This is a genomic window from Candidatus Accumulibacter sp. ACC012 (assembly GCF_907163155.1).
GTDB lineage: Bacteria > Pseudomonadota > Gammaproteobacteria > Burkholderiales > Rhodocyclaceae > Accumulibacter > Accumulibacter delftensis.
The window spans coordinates 741484-758927 of record NZ_CAJQUC010000003.1 but is presented as its reverse complement, the minus strand read 5'-3'; the positions used below and the strand labels follow the sequence as shown (position 1 = coordinate 758927).

At 62.7% G+C, this 17444-nt stretch carries 14 protein-coding genes, 2 tRNA genes and 1 pseudogene; 11 read left to right on the top strand and 6 right to left on the bottom strand.

The window, feature by feature from the left end:
* The first annotated feature begins 213 nt into the window (after positions 1-213).
* From QZ648_RS06745 to nqrF, 9 genes and pseudogenes are all read left to right on the top strand, one after another.
* Entirely contained in the window at positions 214-2943 is a 2730-nt protein-coding gene (locus QZ648_RS06745) for a cation-transporting P-type ATPase (RefSeq protein WP_169066276.1), read from the top strand.
* A gap of 95 nt (positions 2944-3038) precedes the next feature.
* On the top strand, positions 3039-3644 hold the full coding sequence (locus QZ648_RS06740; RefSeq protein ID WP_169066275.1) for a heme-binding protein: 606 nt from the start codon (positions 3039-3041) through the stop codon (positions 3642-3644).
* A 174-nt stretch (positions 3645-3818) separates the two neighbouring features.
* Positions 3819-4289: a TerB family tellurite resistance protein gene (locus QZ648_RS06735; protein WP_169066313.1), complete on the top strand. Its 471-nt coding sequence runs from the start codon at positions 3819-3821 to the stop codon at positions 4287-4289.
* 55 nt (positions 4290-4344) lie between these two features.
* Positions 4345-5712, top strand: a complete 1368-nt coding sequence (locus QZ648_RS06730) for a Na(+)-translocating NADH-quinone reductase subunit A (protein WP_291996554.1) — start codon at positions 4345-4347, stop codon at positions 5710-5712.
* 3 nt (positions 5713-5715) lie between these two features.
* A pseudogene (locus tag QZ648_RS06725) lies at positions 5716-6923 on the top strand (NADH:ubiquinone reductase (Na(+)-transporting) subunit B).
* Positions 6910-7716, top strand: a complete 807-nt coding sequence (locus tag QZ648_RS06720; RefSeq protein WP_291996481.1) for a Na(+)-translocating NADH-quinone reductase subunit C — start codon at positions 6910-6912, stop codon at positions 7714-7716. The pseudogene QZ648_RS06725 and the gene QZ648_RS06720 overlap by 14 nt, the downstream one beginning before the upstream one ends.
* Positions 7713-8396 (top strand): NADH:ubiquinone reductase (Na(+)-transporting) subunit D, encoded by a 684-nt coding sequence (locus QZ648_RS06715; RefSeq protein WP_291996480.1) that lies wholly within the window; start codon positions 7713-7715, stop codon positions 8394-8396. The genes QZ648_RS06720 and QZ648_RS06715 overlap by 4 nt, the downstream gene beginning before the upstream one ends.
* 33 nt (positions 8397-8429) lie before the next feature.
* On the top strand, positions 8430-9038 hold the full coding sequence (nqrE, locus tag QZ648_RS06710) for an NADH:ubiquinone reductase (Na(+)-transporting) subunit E (protein ID WP_169066272.1): 609 nt from the start codon (positions 8430-8432) through the stop codon (positions 9036-9038).
* A 12-nt stretch (positions 9039-9050) separates the two neighbouring features.
* Entirely contained in the window at positions 9051-10274 is a 1224-nt protein-coding gene (gene nqrF, locus QZ648_RS06705; RefSeq protein WP_291996479.1) for an NADH:ubiquinone reductase (Na(+)-transporting) subunit F, read from the top strand.
* Positions 10275-10554: 280 nt separating this feature from the next.
* Here the strand turns inward: nqrF and QZ648_RS06700 are convergent, their stop codons facing one another.
* The 5 genes from QZ648_RS06700 to uvrC form a co-directional block, all read right to left on the bottom strand.
* Positions 10555-11022 carry a phosphate-starvation-inducible PsiE family protein gene (locus tag QZ648_RS06700; protein ID WP_169066310.1) on the bottom strand — a complete coding sequence of 156 codons (468 nt, stop codon included), beginning with the start codon at positions 11020-11022 and terminating at the stop codon, positions 10555-10557.
* A gap of 641 nt (positions 11023-11663) precedes the next feature.
* Positions 11664-11737 (bottom strand) — tRNA-Cys (locus QZ648_RS06695).
* A 63-nt stretch (positions 11738-11800) separates the two neighbouring features.
* A tRNA-Gly gene (locus tag QZ648_RS06690) sits at positions 11801-11876 on the bottom strand.
* 103 nt (positions 11877-11979) lie between these two features.
* A complete protein-coding gene (pgsA, locus tag QZ648_RS06685) occupies positions 11980-12558 on the bottom strand; it encodes a CDP-diacylglycerol--glycerol-3-phosphate 3-phosphatidyltransferase (RefSeq protein ID WP_291996478.1) in 579 nt (192 codons plus the stop codon).
* Positions 12558-14375: an excinuclease ABC subunit UvrC gene (gene uvrC / locus QZ648_RS06680; protein ID WP_169067036.1), complete on the bottom strand. Its 1818-nt coding sequence runs from the start codon at positions 14373-14375 to the stop codon at positions 12558-12560. The genes pgsA and uvrC overlap by 1 nt, the downstream gene beginning before the upstream one ends.
* A gap of 184 nt (positions 14376-14559) precedes the next feature.
* Here uvrC and earP point away from each other — a divergent pair, with 184 nt between their 5' ends.
* Both earP and efp read left to right on the top strand, forming a co-directional pair.
* Entirely contained in the window at positions 14560-15711 is a 1152-nt protein-coding gene (gene earP, locus QZ648_RS06675; protein ID WP_169067035.1) for an elongation factor P maturation arginine rhamnosyltransferase EarP, read from the top strand.
* Positions 15712-15747: 36 nt separating this feature from the next.
* Positions 15748-16305 carry an elongation factor P gene (gene efp / locus QZ648_RS06670; protein WP_169067034.1) on the top strand — a complete coding sequence of 186 codons (558 nt, stop codon included), beginning with the start codon at positions 15748-15750 and terminating at the stop codon, positions 16303-16305.
* 64 nt (positions 16306-16369) lie between these two features.
* On the opposite strand, the gene nagZ is transcribed toward efp, so the two are convergent.
* Positions 16370-17362 (bottom strand): beta-N-acetylhexosaminidase, encoded by a 993-nt coding sequence (nagZ, locus tag QZ648_RS06665; RefSeq protein ID WP_211203752.1) that lies wholly within the window; start codon positions 17360-17362, stop codon positions 16370-16372.
* Positions 17363-17444 lie beyond the last annotated feature (82 nt).

Below are 17444 nucleotides of genomic sequence, written 5' to 3'. Positions count from 1 at the left end.
TCCATTCCGATGCCTGTCGAGCCTTCAAGCGCTCGACCAGCACCAAAAACCGCCTTCACTTGCGACTTCTGAACTTTTTGTCTATTCTTTGTCCTAGACATATAAAATAAAAAATCCTACTTCCAATCATGGGCGCATCCTGTGCGTGGCTGTGCTTCCAGGAGCTCAGCTCGTACGCGCGACTGCAAAACCAATCGTACAGGAGTAAAAGCAGTGCAAGACCTCTTGGAGAAACACTGGCACCATCTGCCGGCAAGCGAGGTGATCGACCTGCTCGATACCAGTGGCGAAGGCGGGCTCGATCAATTCGAAGTCGCCGGGCGCCAGGAACGATTCGGCGCCAACGCCCTGACCCCAGCCAAGGGCAAGAGCCCTCTGCAGCGCTTTCTCCAACAGTTCAACCAGGCGCTGGTGTACATTTTGGTGGCTGCGATCGTGGTCAAGCTGGCTCTGGGCGGTTATGTCGATGCGGCTGTGATCTTCGCCGTGGTCCTGCTCAACGCAGTTCTTGGCTTCGCTCAGGAAAACAAGGCCTTGAACGCCCTTGCAGCGCTTTCGCGCGCGCTGACCACCGAGGCTACGGTCCTGCGCGCCGGGAACAAACAGCGGATCAACGCTCGCGACCTCGTTCCGGGCGATCTGGTCATGCTGGTTTCCGGCGACAAGGTTCCGGCAGACCTGCGCCTGTTGCAGGTCCGCGACCTGCAGGTCGACGAGTCCGCTCTGACCGGCGAATCGGTGCCGGTCGCCAAGCAGGCTGGCGAACTGGCGAACGACACGGCGCTTGCCGATCGCCGCAACATGGCCTACACGTCGACATTGGTGACCTACGGCACGGCGACCGGAGTGGTGACCGCCATTGGCGACGACACCGAGATCGGCAACATCTCGGGTCTGATTGCCGGCACGCAGCAGCTCGATACGCCGCTGACGCGACAGGTCGGGCGCTTCAGCCACTACCTGCTCTACGTCATCCTCGCCCTGGCAGCCTTGACCTTCGTGGTCGGACTCATGCATGGGGAATCCTGGGTAGCGATGTTCATGGCGACCGTCGCACTGGCGGTGGCGATGATCCCGGAGGGTCTGCCGGCGGTGCTCACCATCACCCTGGCCATCGGCGTCGGGCGCATGGCGCAACGGCACGCGATCATCCGCCGCCTGCCCGCGGTTGAGACACTGGGCAGCACGACCGTGATCTGTTCGGACAAGACCGGCACCCTGACACGCAACGAGATGACCGTACAGAAGCTGTTTGCGGGGGGCGCTCAATTCGACCTGAGCGGCGTGGGCTACGGCCCTGAAGGCAGCCTGCAGCAGAACGGGCTGGCCGTCGAACCCGGCAATCATCCCGCCCTGCTGGCGCTGCTACGCGCCGGCCTGCTCTGCAACGACTCGCTGCTACGGGAAAAGGATGGCCACTGGCAGGTCGAGGGCGACCCCACCGAGGGTGCGCTGCTGGTAGCGGCGCGCAAGGCCGGCCTGGATACCCAGGAGGCCCTGGCCGGCGCGCCTCGCCTCGATGCAGTGCCGTTCGAATCGCAGCATCAGTACATGGCCAGCCTGCACGCCGGCGGGTCGCGAATGATTTACATGAAGGGCTCGGTGGAGAGCGTGCTGGCGCGCTGCAACGGCGCGCTGGACGGCGGGGCACAGACGGTGCCGCTCGAGCCCGAGGTGGTGCTCGCACAGGTGGAGGCAATGGCCGCGGCCGGGCTGCGCGTGCTCGCTTTCGCCCAGCGGCCGGCGAGCAAGGATCAGGAGACGCTCGACCATCCGGACCTGGCCGAGGAAATGACCTTCGTCGGCCTGCAGGGAATGATCGACCCGCCACGCGAGGAAGCGATCAGGGCAGTCGCTGCGTGTCGCGACGCCGGCATTCGCGTCAAGATGATCACCGGCGACCATGCAGTCACCGCAGCCGCCATCGCCGGCCAGATTGGCCTCGATCAGCGCGCCACTCCGGGCACTGCTCCGGCGGCGCTGACCGGCACCCAACTGGCGACCCTCTCCGACAGCGAATTGACCGCTGCGGCGAACGATACGGCGGTGTTCGCGCGCGTCACTCCCGAGCAGAAGCTGCGCCTCGTGCAGGCGCTGCAAACGCGCGGCGAGGTGGTGGCGATGACCGGCGACGGGGTCAATGACGCACCCGCCCTGCGTCGGGCAAACATCGGCGTGGCGATGGGAATCACCGGCACGGAGGTGGCCAAGGAAGCCGCGGACATGGTGCTCACCGACGACAACTTCGCCACCATCGCCGCCGCCGTCGAAGAAGGACGAGGGGTCTTCGACAATCTGACCAAGTTCATCACCTGGATCCTGGCGACCAACGCCGGCCAGGGACTGGTAATCGTCGTCGCCGTGCTGCTCGCCCAACCGCTGCCGGTCCTGCCCGTGCAGGCGCTGTGGATCAACATGACTACGGCGGTCTTCCTCGGGCTGGCACTGGCCTTCGAGCCGAAGGAACCGCATCTCATGAGCCGTCCGCCGCGCGCTCCCGGCTCGCCGATCCTGAATGGCGAACTGGCGCTGCGTATCGCGATGGTCGGCGTGATGCTTCTGGTCGGCGCCTTCGGGCTGTTCGAGTGGTCCCTGCTCCGCGGCGCCAGTGAAGATCAGGCGCGCACCATCGCGGTCAACGTGTTTGCCGTCGGGCAGTCCTTCTACCTGCTCAACTGCCGCTCGCTGCGCTGGTCGATGTTCCACCTCGGCTTGCTGAGCAACCCGTGGATCTGGGCCGGCATCAGCACCATGATGCTCGCCCAGCTCGCATTCACCTACCTGCCACTGTTCAACCGCCTGTTCCACACCGCGCCGATTGCGGCTTTCGACTGGTTACCGATCATTGCTGTCGGACTGACGATCTATCTGGCGATGGAACTGGAGAAGGCCTACCGGCGCCGAAGCCATGGTCTGTCGCGGTCTGCGCGACCGCTGCGATGAGCTGCGAGGCGATGCGGACCTATCAACAATCAACGCGGGCGTGTTCCGGGTCAGCCGCTCGGCGCCCGGTCGCTACCCCTGCTGGACTGACTACCATGCGCAAGCTCTTGCTTTCCCTGGCCATCGCAGCCGTACCGAGCCTGTCGAGCGCCATCGAGGAACCCTCTTATGAAGTCGAGCGAAAGATCGGCGAAATAGAGATCCGGCGCTACGCGCCGTATGTTGTAGCGGAGGTGATCATCAACACGCCGGCCGAAGACGCAGGCAGTGAAGCGTTCCCCATCCTTGCCGGCTATATCTTCGGCAAGAACAAGGGCTCGACGAAGTTCGCCATGACCGCACCGGTGACCCAGGCACCAGAGCCTATGCGACTCGAAATGACCGCACCGGTGACCCAGGCCGCTGCCCCGGGTGGCTATCGCGTACAGTTCGTATTGCCCAGCGAGGTGACGCTCGACCTGGCGCCAGAACCGGACGATGCGCGGGTGCAACTGCGCGAAGTGCCAGCAAGCACCGTCGCGGTGATTCGCTACTCGGGCTTCTGGACCCAGGCCAATTACGATGAGCACCTCGCCGAACTCGAAACCGTCTTGCGTACGGCAAACGTGGGCTGGCTCGGAGAGCCTGTCCTGGCGCGCTACAACCCTCCTTTCATGCCGTGGTTCCTGCGCCGCAACGAGATCTGGTTGAAGCTCCAGTGAGGTTTTTCTCAATCGCCCGGAGGCTTTCATGACCATTTGACGCTACGCCAGCCAGCCGTGACCGCTTGTGCAGTGGCGCAAGTCGCTGTCATGCACAACGGAACTTTGTTCTGGCCGAGAAGTCTTTTACCGGCCAAAAAAAAACCCTTTGACCGTTCCAACAAGGAGAAAAGAATGCGGAATTATCCCATCGATAGTGCGGAAGCCATGGCACGGATCGTCGCCCTGGCCCTGCTCGCTGACGGCGCGCTCGACCACAGCGAAGTCGCGGCACTCGAAAAACACGAACTGCGCGAGAATCTCGGCCTCCCCGCCGAAACCCTTGAGCGAGTAATACATGAATTCTGTAATGACCTCATGCAAACTGCCCGCGCGCCGAATATCGGACAGATCGAGCTCGATTTACAGTTGGTTGATCACCTGCTGGATGACATTCAGTCGCCTGAACTGCAAAAGAAGGCCTTGACCGCGATCGTCGACATCGTCAATGCGGACGGCAGCCTCAACTCCGGAGAAGCCATTCTGATATCGCAGGCCATGAGTCGCTGGGGGCTCGAGCTGCAGCGGGTGACACACATCGAGGTACGCGAGGCGAAGCACTTGTCGCCGCTCGTTCCAGCGCCGGCTCAGGTGGCTGAAGCCTGATTGACTGAACAGCACAATGGGCAAGAAAGACGCCGGTCACGGCTTCGATCAAGCGATCACGAAAATTCGGCGAGGACTGGAAATACCTGTCGCGGGCGAGCCAGCGCAGCAAATCCCCGGTGCTGTTTTCTTTCCGCCTGCAGTGGCTTTGCTTGGTGCCGATTGCCACGGCCTTCGACCTTCCCTTGCCGTTCGCGAGGGTGAGCGGGTCGAAGCCGGGCAGGTGCTGTTCTCGGGCAAGGATCGCCCGGGAGTGGTGTTCACCGCACCATGCGCGGCCACCGTAGCGGAGATCCGGCGCGGCGCACAACGTGTCTTTCAGGCCTTGGTGCTGGAAACCGATGCCCGCGCAAGCGAGGGTCCGGCGTTGGGACCAGCGCGCGAAGACGCCGAACTGGCCGTGCTCGATGCGACGGTCGTGCGCGCTCAGCTCTTGACCTCGGGGCTATGGACAGCCCTGCGGACGCGCCCCTACAGCCTGTTGCCGGCGGCAGACGCGACGCCACGTTCCATCTTCGTGACCGCGCTCGACACCCACCCGCTGGCAGCCGATCCGGCATTGATCATTGCCGCATATGCCGACGATTTCCGCCGCGGCATCATCGCCTTGTCGCGGCTGGCACGGGTTTTCGTCGCCGTTCCGGCGGCTGGCGATGGGCGTTCGCCAGCCGCCGACGCCGCGGCCGGACTCACCAATGTGCACTGCGCGGCTTTTGCTGGCCCACATCCGGCAGGGCTGCCTGGAACCCACATCCATTATCTCGATCCGGCAAGTGCCACGCGCACGGTCTGGCATCTGCATTACCAGAGCTGCATTGCCATTGGCCGCCTGTTTGCCAGCGGTCGCCCGTGGTACGAACGAATCGTCTCGCTGGCCGGACCAGGGGTCGTTTCACCACGCCTGTTGCGTACCCTACCCGGCGCCGACCTGCTGGCGCTGACGGCCGGCTCGCTCCACCCCGGTCGCCAGCGCATCGTCTCGGGTTCACTGCTCGGTGGGCGCACGGTCAGTGCGCCGAACACCTTCCTCGGCGGCCTGCATCTGCAGGTCAGCGTGCTGCCGGAGGGCGACGACCGCGAGTTCATGCACTATCTGCGAGCCGGGGTGAACAAGCATTCGGCACTGCGCGTGTTCACCTCCAGCCTGTTTGGCCGTCGCCCGCTGGCCTTGACCACGAGTACCCAGGGCAGTCCACGGGCAATGGTGCCGGTCGGCAGTTACGAGGCGGTCATGCCGCTGGACATCCTGCCCACGCAACTGCTGCGCGCGCTGATCGTCGGCGATACGGAAATGGCACAGAGTCTCGGCTGCCTGGAACTCGACGAAGAGGACCTCGCCTTGTGCACCTACGTCTGCCCTGGCAAGTATGAATACGGTCCCATCCTGCGTGATGTGCTGACGCGTATCGCCAAGGAGGGCTGAGTGATGGGACTGCGCGAACTGCTCGACCGCATCGAACCACATGTCGCGCCCGGCGCGCGCCACGAAAAGTGGTACGCGCTCTACGAGGCCGTCGATACCTTCTTCTACCGGCCGGCTTCGGTGACCCGCACCACGGCCCACGTGCGCGACGGCATCGACCTCAAGCGCATCATGATCATGACCTGGGCGTGCACCCTGCCGGCACTTTTCTTCGGTATGTGGAACATCGGTTTCCAGGCCAACCAAATCCTGGCGGCACAGCCAGCGCTGCTATCGGCGCAAGACGGGTGGCGGCTGTCGCTGATCGGACTGATGGCCGGCTTCGACCCGTCGTCGGCATGGGACAATCTGGTCTACGGTGCGGCGTGCTTTCTCCCGATCTACGCAGTCACTTTTATTGTCGGCGGCTTCTGGGAGGTGCTCTTTGCGAGCATCCGCCGGCACGAGGTCAACGAGGGTTTCTTCGTCACCTCGGTGCTCTTCGCGCTGACCCTACCGCCGTCGATCCCACTCTGGCAGGTGGCGCTGGGCATCAGCTTCGGCGTAGTCATCGGAAAAGAGGTCTTCGGCGGTACCGGCAAGAACTTCCTCAATCCGGCGCTCACCGGGCGCGCCTTTCTGTACTTCGCCTACCCGGCACAGTCGTCCGGCGACGCGGTGTGGACGGTGATCGATGCTTACACCGGCGCCACGCCACTGGCCATCGCCGCGCAGTCCGGTGCCGACGGCATCGGTGCAGCTGGCTACAGCTGGTCGGCTGCCTTCCTCGGGGTCATTCCCGGTTCAATCGGCGAAACCAGCACGCTGCTGATTCTCGTGGGCGGTGGCCTGCTCGTCGCCAGCGGCGTTGCATCGTGCTCGGTGTCTTCCTGGGCATGGTGGCGATGAGTTCGCTGCTCAACCTTGTTGGCTCGTCCGACAACCCGATGTTCGCCATGCCCTGGTACTGGCATCTGGTGATTGGCGGCTTCGCTTTCGGCATGTTCTTCATGGCCACGGACCCGGTTTCCGCAGCCATGACCAACGCCGGCAAGTGGATCTTCGGTGCCCTGATCGGCGTGATGGCGGTCCTGATACGGGTCGTCAATCCCGCCTTTCCGGAGGGAATCATGCTCGCCATCCTGTTCGCCAACCTGTGTGCGCCGCTGATCGACTACGCCGTCGTGCGCGCCAACATTCGTCGCCGGGAGCAACGTGATGCCTGCCCTTAGGGAAACGCCGCTCGCCGTTCTGCGCATCGCGCTGCTGGTCAGCCTGGTTTGTTCAATGGTCGTCGCCGGGACGGCGGTGGGCTTGAAGTCGATGCAGCTGGAAAATCGCCGCGTCGACCGCGAGCGTCACCTGCTGGCGATCGTCGGTCTGCACGATCGTGCGCTGTCGGCCACCGAGGTCGGCGAACGCTTTCGCGAACGCATCACGCCGCGCCTCGTCGATCTGAACACCGGCGCCTACATCGCTTCCCCACCAGGCCACGACAATTTCGACCCACTGACCTGGGAGGGCGCCCGCGCCGCCACCGATCCGGCGCTCTCACGAGCACTGTCGCGTAGCGAGGACATCGCCGGCATCCAGCGGCGCGAGCGCTACGCAGTGGTCTATAAGCTGATGAAGGGCGAGCGCGTCGAGGCGCTGATCCTGCCCGTGCGCGGCTATGGCCTGTGGTCGACCCTGTACGGCTTTCTCGCCGTCGACGCCGACCTCAATACCGTCCTCGGGCTGCGTTTTTATCAGCACGCTGAAACGCCGGGCTTGGGCGGAGAAGTCGACAACCCGCGCTGGAAGGCGCTTTGGCCAGGCAAGCGCCTTTTCGATAGCGACGGGCAGCTGCGGCTGCGCGTCGGCAAGGCCAGTGGCGACAACCAGGATTCGAGATGGCGCGTCGACGCGCTGGCTGGCGCGACGCTTACCAGCAATGGCGTCAACAACATGATTCGCTTCTGGCTCGGTCCGCAGGGCTACGGCCCCTATCTGAAACGTCTGCGACAAGAGGGAGTTGAATCGTGAATACCGGCACTTCGGCAACGAAACCGCGTGCGCTCACCGTACTTTTCGCCCCGGTCTTCGACAACAACCCAATTGCCTTGCAGATCCTCGGCATTTGCTCGGCGCTGGCGGTGACGGCGAACCTCAAGACGGCGCTCGTCATGTCCGTGGCCCTGACGCTGGTGACCGCCTTCGCGAACCTCTTCATCTCGCTGCTCCGCCACCAGATCCCCGGGGCTATCCGCATGATCGTGCAGGTGGTCATCATTGCCTCTCTGGTCATCGTCGTCGATCAGGTACTGCGTGCGGTCGCCTTCGAGTTGGCCAAGCAGCTGTCCGTGTTCGTCGGGCTGATCATCACCAACTGCATCGTCATGGGCCGCGCCGAAGCCTTTGCCATGCAGAACCCGCCATGGCCGTCTTTCCTGGATGGCATCGGCAACGGGCTGGGTTACAGCGCGCTACTCATTGCCCTGGGTATCACCCGCGAGCTCTTTGGCAGCGGCACGCTGATCGGTTACCGGGTACTGCCTACCGTCGCCGACGGTGGCTGGTATTTGCCGAACGGCCTGCTCCTTTTGCCACCCTCCGCCTTTTTCCTGATCGGTTTGTTTATCTGGGCACTGCGCAGCTGGAAGCCGGAGCAGGTCGAATCGCCGGCCTTCCGTATGGCACCACAGGTGCGCGAACAAGAACCATGAGCCTCCCGAACAGCAATTCCAGGGTCCGCTGAGATGGAACATCTACTGGCTCTCTTTGTCCGCGCGGTTTTCGTCGAAAACATGGCGCTGGCCTTCTTTCTCGGCATGTGCACCTTCATAGCCATCTCGAAGAAGGTCGAGACGGCAATCGGACTCGGGATCGCAGTGATGCTCGTCCAGACGATCACTGTGCCGGTTAACAACCTGATCTACACGCACGTGCTCCGCGAAGGCGCCCTGGCCTGGGTTGGCCTGCCCGAAAGCGATCTTGCCTTCCTCGGCCTGCTGACCTACATCGGCGTCATCGCCGCATTGGTACAAATCCTCGAAATGCTGCTCGACCGCTATGTGCCGGCACTCTACAACGCGCTCGGCGTTTTCCTGCCGCTGATCACCGTCAATTGCGCAATCCTCGGCGGCACGCTATTCATGGTCGAGCGCGATTACGATTTTGCCGAGAGCGCGGTCTATGGACTCGCTTCGGGGTTTTCCTGGGCGCTGGCCATCGCACTGCTCGCCGGTATTCGCGAAAAGCTCAAGTACAGCGATCCGCCCGCCGGTCTCTCTGGTCTCGGCATTACTTTCATCACCATTGGATTGATGTCGCTGGGCTTCATGTCCTTTGCCGGCATCAAGCTTTGAGGACTGCCCTCCATGCTTGCCGAAATCACGCTGGCCATCACTGTCTTCACCGGCACCGTGCTCCTTCTGGTGGCGGTCATCCTGCTGGCACGGCAGCGACTGGTCCCCAGCGGCGACGTGCGGCTGGAGGTCAATGGCCAGCGTACCTTGCTCGTCCCGGTCGGCGGCAAGCTCTTGCAGACGCTGGCCAGCCAGAATCTCTTCCTCTCGTCGGCCTGTGGCGGCGGTGGCACCTGTGCCCAGTGCAAATGCCTGGTCGAGGCCGGTGGCGGAGACATGACGCCGACCGAGCGCGGGCATTTCACTCGTCGGCAGGAACGCGAGGGCTGGCGTCTCTCGTGCCAGTTGCCCGTTCGCCAGGATATGAGCATCCGAGTTCCGGAGTCGGTCTTCGGTGTTCGGCGCTGGGACTGTCGGGTGATCGCCAACGACAACGTAGCCACCTTCATCAAGGAACTGACCCTGGCCATGCCCGACGGCGAGGCGGTGAGCTTTCGCGCCGGCAGCTACATGCAGCTCGAATGCCCCCCGCACGAGCAACGCTACGCCGACATCGATGTCGCCCCGGAATACCGCGAAGACTGGGATCGCCTGGATCTCTGGCGCTATGTTTCGCACGTAGGCGAATCGACGATACGCGCCTATTCGATGGCCAACTATCCGCAAGAGAAGGGGCTAATCAAATTCAACATCCGTATCGCCACGCCACCGCCCGGCAGAAACGACATTCCGCCGGGCAAGATGTCGTCCTGGGTATTCGGCCGCAAACCCGGCGATAGGGTGACGCTCTACGGCCCCTTCGGAGAATTCCACGCCCGCGAGACCGACGCCGAGATGATCTACATCGGCGGCGGTGCCGGCATGGCACCGCTACGCTCGCACATTTTCGACCTGCTCAAGCGCCGAGGGAGCAAGCGCCGAATCGCCTTCTGGTATGGCGCACGGTCCCTGCGCGAAGCATTCTACGTCGAGGAGTTCGAGCAATTGAGCCGCGACAACAGCAATTTCACTTGGCACCTGGCGCTATCGGATCCGCTGCCGAGCGACCATTGGCAGGGCCGCACTGGCTTCATCCATCAAGTCTTGCTCGACGATTACCTGAACAACCATCCGGCGCCGGAGGACTGCGAGTACTACCTTTGTGGTCCGCCGATGATGAACAGTGCGGTGACAAGGATGCTGACCGATCTCGGCGTCGCACGCGAAAGCATCCTGCTCGACGATTTCGGTGGCTGAGCAGCGCCACAGGCGCCGCAAGGGAGCAACATGACGCTTCTCAATACCTTTTGGCCGATCATGGCCGCGACGCTGGCCGTGATTGTACTGGCCGGACTGGGGCTTTCACTCGGCATGTTCTTCGGCGGTCCGCCACCGCGTGGCAGTTGCGGTGGTCTGGCGAGTGGCGCCTGTGCCTGCGCAGCCGGTAAAACACCTGCGCGATGTCCGCCCGCATCCAGTAAGTCGGCACCATCCGCGACCGTCCGTTAGCCGTCGCGAAGCACTTGCCCCCGTGCTCTCACTTCTTGGGCTGCGAAGAAACCAGCCAGTAGGTAACACCGAGCGCCAGCAGGATAGCTGCCATGCCGTAGAGATATTCGGCCTGCAAGGTGCTCAGGTCAAGCACGATCACCTTACGGGCGATGGCCATCAGTGCAGTCGCTACGACAAGCTGGACGTGGATGACGTCGTCGCGTAGATAGAGGGTGATATTGACCAGGATTTCGATGGCGATCAGCACTGCCAGAAAGGCCGCAAAGACGACGAAAATATCGTTGAGGTCAAGAAGCAGCACCGGCGGGCTTGACAACCCCTTGTAGAGCTCCAGCACCACATCGGCAACGCACCACAGGATTACCATCGTCATCAGGACGGCCAGCAAGCGAATCGCTTGACGGATGACTCGATGCAATCCCCGTATCAATGGGTCGTCGTGTTTCTCCGAAAGATGATCGTCGTGAAGCGACGACCCGTTTTCCTCTGGCATGTTCATGGCCCCTTGACCGTTGGTTGAATGATGACCTGACAAAGCGTACGCCAAAGTCACGTCCGGAAGTATCCTTAACCGCCATGGCCGAAGTCAATCAAGAAATTCTCTTTGCCGACGGCCTGCGACGGTGATGCAGCAGCCTGGGGAAGCCAGTTTTTTCTGGAGACGTTCCATCGTCTCTTCAGCTACCCGAGTTGACGCCAGTTCGACGATCAATGCTCTCCCAATACCGCTTGGACGTCGCCGATCTCTCGCGGGCTGTCGGTGGGTAGAAAGGTCTGAGCGGTGGTTTATACGAACCGTTCCGGACGTTCACGGTGGATTCGTGTCTTTTCGTGACCGGTTCGACGACTCCCCCACGATGCTGCCGGTCGTTCGCGCGGATCGACGCGGCGAGGTGAATGACCTCTGAGGTTAAGGCTTGTCCGACGCCTGCCCTCGGCGTTCAGGCTCGCGTGACCGCGCCGTCAGTTCATGAGGGCAATTACACTGAGCTACACGCCCTGCACAATCGTTTTAGGGTCGCAGCGCTACCCAGGCGAGGTAGCATGAAGCAGCTACCAGCCCATTTGAATCAATCGCGGCACCAATTCCTCCCTGGTGCCGGGTTTTAACCGATTGATTTTGATAGCTTTCTATGGAGGCGCGACCCGGAGTCGAACCGGGCTGAACGGATTTGCAATCCGGTGCATAACCGCTTTGCTATCGCGCCGTGCCTGCCTGATGGCAGGAACTGCCGTTGAGGGCGAAAAAACAGGCCACTCGGCAGAAAATGTGGAGCGGGAGAAGAGTCTCGAACTCTCGACCTATACCTTGGCAAGGTATCGCTCTACCAACTGAGCTACTCCCGCATGAAGCGAAGGCGCATTATAAAGGCCTACCTGAACCTGTCAATGCCTGGCGCACAATCTGCTGCTCGTCGCCGGCGTGTTGGCGCCGCAGTCGGCCTCGCGGCTAGCGCTTTTTGTCCTCTTCGATCAGGTGCGGCCAGGCCATGCGCATATAATAACCCATCGACCACAGGGTGAGCACGGCAGCGATGTAGATCAGCCAGGTGCCGGCCTGGAAGACGTCGAAGCCGTCGAGGGGCGCGTAATAGAGCAGAAATGGGATGGCCATCATCTGCGCGGTGGTCTTGATCTTGCCGATCATCGAAACCGCGATACTGCGATGGGCGCCGATCTGCGCCATCCATTCGCGCAAGGCGGAGATGGTAATTTCGCGACCGATGATGATCGCCGCCAGGATGGCGTCGAGGCGGCCCAGTTGCACCAGCACAATCAGCGCCGCGGCGACCATCAGTTTATCGGCGACCGGGTCGAGAAAGGCGCCGAAAGCCGAGGTCTGCTGCCAACGACGCGCCAGATAGCCGTCGAGCCAGTCGGTTACCGCGGCGACCAGGAACACCACTGTCGCGGCCAGATCGCGCCCGACAAACTGCACCCACGACTCGGGCACGTAGTAGATGGCGATAAGCAGCGGGATCAGGATGATCCGCAGCCAGGTCAATAGAATCGGTATGTTGAGTGGCATCAGTGCAACGCTGCGTAGATTTTCTCGGCGAGTTCCCGGCTGATCCCTGGAACGGCGGTAAGTTGGTCAATCCCGGCATCAGAAATGCCTTGCAAGCCGCCAAAACGGGAAATCAAGCCTTTGCGACGCTTCGGCCCGATGCCGCCAATGTCTTCGAGTCGCGAAGAGTGCGCCGCCTTGCCGCGCCTGGCGCGGTGGCCGGAGACGGCGAAACGATGTGCCTCGTCGCGGACTTCCTGGATCAGATGCAGTGCGGGATGTTCAGCGGGCAATTGTAACGGCTCGCGGCCATCTGCGAAAATTAGCGTTTCGAGTCCCGGCTTGCGCGCCTCTCCCTTGGCGACGCCCAGCAGCGGAAGATGGGTCAGGCCAAGCTCGGCAAGTGCCGAAACTGCCGAACTGACCTGACCGCTGCCGCCGTCGATCAGAATCAATGTCGGGACGGCGCCGTCACTGGTCAGAAGCTTGGCGTAGCGACGTGATACCGCCTGACGGATGGCCGCGTAGTCGTCGCCGGGCTGGATGTCCTGGATATTGAAGCGACGATAGTCCGACTTGCGCATACCGCCTCCCTGATAGACGACGCAGGCGGCGACCGTCGACTCGCCCTGCGTATGACTGATGTCGAAGCACTCGATACGCGCTTCCTTGCCCGCCTCGACTTCGAGACCCAGCGCCGCGCGGAGCGCTTCCAGGCGTTCGCCCTGCCGCGACAGCGCACTACGGCGTGCGGTAATGGCCAGGCGTGCGTTCTGCTCGGCCATTTCTATCCAGATGCGCTGCATCGTCAGCCGCGGCTGCATGACTCTGACCGGCCGGCCAGCCATTTCACCGAGCCAGTCGGCAAGCTCCTCATCAGCCGGCGGCAGGTTGACCAGAAGGCGCGACGGAACGGGGTGGGCGACGTAGTGCTGCGCGAGAAAAGCACTCAGCGCTTCGCGCGGCGACGAATCGGCTGCGTTGCTGGGAAATTGAGGCCGGTCGCCGAGATGGCGCCCGGCACGCACCATCGCCAGATTGACGCACAGCATGCCGCCCTCTGCAACGGCGACGACGACGTCCACATCGCCACCCTTGCCGCTGTCGACATACTGTTTGTCCTGCACCTGCCGCAAGGCCTGGATCTGATCGCGACAGATCGCCGCCTGTTCGAACGCCAGACTTTCTGCCGCCTGATCCATGGCTGCCGACAGGCGCCCGATGACGTCCTGCTGGCGGCCCTGCAGGAACATCGTCGCCATCTCGACGTCTGCGGCATAGCGCTCAGGCGCTATCAGGCCGACGCAGGGCCCCGAACAGCGCTTGATCTGATAGAGCAGGCAGGGCCGTGAGCGGTTGTTGAACACCGGGTTTTCGCAAGTGCGCAGGCGAAACATTTTCTGCAAGAGGTGGATGCTCTGACGCACCGCTTGCGACGAAGGAAAGGGACCGAAATAGTCGGCCCGCTTGTCGGTTGCGCCACGGTAAAAGCCCAGGCGCTGGTAGCGGTCGCGCGTCAGAACGATGTAGGGGTAGGACTTGTCGTCCCGAAAAAGAATGTTGTAGCGCGGCGCCAGGCTCTTGATGAGATTGTTTTCGAGGAGCAGCGCTTCCGCCTCCGATCGCGTCACCGTCGTCTCGACAGCGGCAATTTGCGCGACCATCAGCGCGATGCGCGGACTCGGGTGATGATCACGAAAATAAGACGCGACGCGCTTCTTGAGGTTTTTTGCCTTGCCGACATAGAGTACGACACCGGCCAGGTCGATCATCCGATAGACGCCGGGCAGTTCGGTCAAGGTGGCGAGCAGAGATTTTGCGTCGAAAGGGGCTTGCATTGGCATTCGCGGCAGCCGCCGGCTGGCTTAGGAGTAGGATGGCGAGGGGTGACGAGGGGTGACGAACGGGGGGCCTTTTCGATGTTATCACGCGCGCCGGCCCTGCCCCCACAGCCGCCACCCTTGCGCCTCATGGGGGGCCGCTCCGCCCCTAACACTCGTACCACTCGCAGCACTTGCCGCCATGCCAAACACATCCTCTCGACCCGACTGGGACATCTTCTGCCAGGTCATCGACAATTTTGGCGATATTGGCATCTGCTGGCGTCTGGCCAGGCAGTTGCGCAGCGAGCGGCAGTTGCACGTGCGCTTGTGGGTCGATGAACTGGAGGTTTTCCGGGCACTGCGCCCGGAAGTGGACCCAGGGCTGTCGATGCAGGAGCTGCAAGGCGTCGAAATCCGCCGCTGGGAGACGCCGTTCGTCACCCCGCTCCCCGCGCACGCGGTACTGGAAACTTTCGCCTGCCGAATTCCCGAAGCCTTCATCGCCGCCATGGCGCAGCAATCACCAAGGCCGGTATGGATCAACCTCGACTATCTGAGCGCGGAAGCCTGGGTGCCTGGCTTTCACACACTGCCCTCGCCCCACCCGCGCCTGCCGCTCAACAAGTCCTTCTTCTTTCCGGGCTTCTCCCGTGATACCGGCGGTCTGCTGCGCGAGCGCGACCTGCTGGCTCGCCGGCAGCAGTTCGCCGCCAGCGCCGAGCAGCAGGCCGCACTCTGGCGCCAGACGGGCGGCGCGCCGCCACCCGTCGGCAGTCTGCTGGTCTCGCTGTTCGCCTACGAGAATCCAGCCATCAAGGACCTCTTGCTGCTCTGGCAAGAGGCGCCGATGCCTGTCTGCTGCCTGGCGTCACTATCGCGCGCGCTGCCGGCCATCGAAAGCTACGCCGGCCAGCCACTCAAGGCCGGCGCGTTGCTGCGGCGTGGCGCGCTTGAAATCCGCATCCTGCCGTTCCTCGAACAAGACCTTTACGACCGCCTGCTGTGGCTCTGCGACCTCAATTTCGTCCGCGGTGAAGATTCTTTCCTGCGTGCGCAGTGGGCGGCACGGCCAATGGTCTGGCACATCTACCCGCAGCAGGCGGCGGCGCACATCGCCAAGCTCGACGCTTTCCTGGACCTCTACTGCACCGACCTGCCGACAGCGAGCGCCAGCGCAGTGCGCGAATTCTGGCATGCATGGAGCGCGGGGCACGTCGACGCCGCCCACTGGTGGCGCTTCGCGTCTTGTCTGCCGACCTTGCGCGAGCACGCAAAGCGCTGGCAGGAAGGACTCGCCAGTGAGGATGATTTGAGCACTCGTCTGCTGCGCTTTGCCCGTTCCAGTCTATAATTTCGGGTTTCCCCCAACAGTTTTCTGGAACGTCCAATGAAAACCGCACAAGAGCTTCGCACCGGCAACGTCTTCATGGTCGGCAATGACCCAATGGTGGTATTGAAGTCCGACTACGTCAAATCCGGCCGCAACGCGTCGGTAGTCAAGATGAAGATGAAAAATCTGCTCACCGACTCCCCCAGCGAGACCGTCTATCGCGCCGACGACAAGTTCGACGTCATCCAGCTCGAGCGCAAGGAAGTCAGCTACTCGTACTTTGCCGATCCGCTCTACGTTTTCATGGACGCCGAGTACAACCCGTACGAAATCGAAGCCGACTGCCTGAGCGACGCGCTCAACTATCTCGAAGACGGCATGCCGTGCGAGGCGGTGTTCTACAACAACAAGGCAATCTCGGTCGACCTGCCGAGCAGCGTCGTTCGCGAAGTGGTGTATACCGAGCCGGCGGTAAAAGGCGACACTTCGGGCAAGGTGATGAAACCGGCCCGCCTGGCGACCGGTTTCGAGCTGCCGGTCCCGGCCTTTGTCGAGATCGGCGACAAGATCGAAATTGACACTCGCAGCAACGAGTACCGCTCGCGCGTCCGCTAGCCGTAACCAGCATTCGGCAGCCGGCAACTCGCTTCGGCTGCGGCTACCTGTTTTCGCTTCAGCGTCAGGCCGACAGCTGTCGCGCTGCCTTGACGCCAGCCTGATACGTGGCTTCCTGCTGCAGGCTCGCCCAATCGCTTGCGCCAGTCAGCGGGCACAGGCGCGCCACCCGCGCTGCCCGCAGCGGGTCGGCAACAGGCCGCCAGCGCGCCAGCAGGTCGGCAACCGATTCCGGCGTATTGCACACCAGCAGCATGTCACAGCCGGCCTCCCAGGCTGCCGTGCAGCGCGCGACAATGTCGCCAGCGACACTCGCCCCGGCCATCGACAGATCGTCACTGAAGATCACGCCGTCGAAACCCAGCTCCTCTCGTAACAGCCGTATCCAGACCGGCGAGAAACCCGCCGGTCGCCAATCTACCTGCGGATAGATGACGTGCGCCGGCATGACCGCGTCGAGAGGCAAGTGCCGGTATGGTTCGAGGTCAGGCGCCAGTTCGTCAAGCCGACGCGTGTCGACCGGCAGGTCGACGTGCGAATCGGCCTCGACCCAGCCGTGACCTGGGAAGTGCTTGCCACAGGCGGCCATGCCGGCGCTGCGCAATCCTTCGATGAACGCCGCCGCAAGCTCGATAACGACGGCGGGGTCGCGATGCAGGGAACGATCACCGATGACGCTGCTGCGCCCCCAGTCGAGATCGAGCACCGGCGTAAAGGACAGATCGACACCGCGCACGCGCAACTCGGTGGCGAGAACGTAAGCCAGCTCGCGGGCGGCAGTCAGCGCAGCCTGCGGATCACGGTCCCAGCACTCGCCGAGACGGCGCATCGCCGGCAGCTGCGTGAAGCCGTCGCGGCAGCGCTGCACCCGGCCTCCTTCGTGGTCGATGGCGATCGGCAGGGCCGGTGAACGCAGCCCATGCACCTCGCTCGTCAAGCGCTCGAGCTGCTCCGGCGACTGGTAGTTGCGTGCAAAAAGAATCAGGCCCCCGACCAGCGGATGGCACAGGCGCTGACGTTCGACATCGGACAGGCTGAGCCCGGCCAGGTCGATCATCAGCGGGCCGAGCGGCAGCTTGAGCGGCGACGTGGAGGGCGAAGTCACGACGTTCACGACGTTCACGACGTTGATGGCGTTC